Annotated in this window: 1 protein-coding gene; it reads left to right on the top strand. The window is 35.4% G+C overall.

Annotated elements, in window-relative coordinates:
- The first annotated feature begins 54 nt into the window (after window positions 1-54).
- A protein-coding gene (locus ACVYAD_RS24940) for an IS3 family transposase (RefSeq protein ID WP_476428284.1) occupies window positions 55-1,409 on the top strand; the annotation gives its coding sequence in 2 pieces (ribosomal slippage) (window positions 55-508 and window positions 508-1,409; 1,356 coding nt in all).
- Window positions 1,410-1,445 lie beyond the last annotated feature (36 nt).

Genomic DNA, 1,445 nt, shown 5'->3' with positions numbered 1-1,445 from the left:
TGAACTGCTCCCCAATTGTTAGACACATCTAACAATTGGAGGTGCAGTTTTTTTATGATCAAATATACTGCAGAAGATAAATTACAAGCTGTTGAGCGTTACTTAAGTGGAAAGGAAAGTTCTTATGATATAGCTAAATCTATGAGGACTGATCATAAAGCAATCCTTAAATGGGTTAAGCAATATGAATACAATGGTGTTGAAGCTTTTGTTCAGCCATATACAAATTACACACTAGAGTTTAAAATGGATGTACTAAATTTTATGATTGAAAACGGTACATCCTTAAACGAAACGGCAGCGATATTTAAAATACCTGCCCCTTCAACAATTAGTGTTTGGAGAAAGCAATATGAAACTCAAGGAATAGATGCCCTTCAATCAAAGAAAAAGGGGCGTCCATCCATGAAAAAAGAATTCAATAAACAATCGAAACAAGCACCAATTGAAGGCTCTACCGAAGCACTTGAAGAACGTATTAAACAACTAGAAATGGAAAATGAGTATTTAAAAAAGTTGAATGCCTTAGTTCAAAACAAGGAAAAATCACCAAACAGGACAAAGCACAAGTAGTCTATGAGTTAAGGCATAAATATTCGGTGAAATCACTTGTAAAACTCGCTGGAATTCCACGAAGTACGTACTATGATTTAATAAAACGTATGAATCGACCAGATCCAGATGCCGATTTAAAAGCAGAAATAAAGGCGATTTATGAAGAACATGAGGGACGTTATGGCTATCGCCGTATTCGTGACGAGCTAGCGAATCGTGGGCAAAAAGTAAATCACAAGAAAGTGCAACGTATCATGAAAGAGTTAGGTTTAAAATGTTTAGTACGTATGAAAAAGTATAAATCGTATAAAGGCAAAGTTGGTAAAATTGCGCCAAATATTTTAGACCGCAACTTTAAAGCAGACGCCCCAAATGAAAAGTGGGTAACAGACATTACGGAATTTAAATTATTCGGTGAGAAGCTTTATTTATCGCCAGTTTTAGATTTATTTAACGGGGAAATTATCACGTATACAATCGGCTCTAGACCAACCTATTCACTTGTTTCAGACATGTTGGACAAAGCGTTCGAACGTTTACCTGAGCATCACCAGTTACTCATACATTCCGATCAAGGTTGGCATTATCAAATGGAAAAATATCGTCGCGCCTTAGAATCAAGAGGGATTGTTCAAAGTATGTCTCGTAAAGGAAACTGTTACGACAACTCTGTAATGGAGAATTTCTTTGGAATTATGAAATCTGAATTCCTTTACATGAAGGAATTTGAAAGTATAGAGCATTTTAAAATAGAATTAGAAAAATATATCAATTACTATAATACGAAACGGATTAAGGCAAAACTAAAAATGAGTCCGGTGCAATACCGAACTCATTTTACCCAAGCTGCCTAATGAAATAACCGTGTCTAACTTTTAGGGGTCACTTCA

Source organism: Lysinibacillus sp. G1-3 (assembly GCF_056322905.1).
The sequence above is the reverse complement of the archived record's forward strand: the minus strand, read 5'-3'. Positions and strand labels throughout refer to the sequence as shown.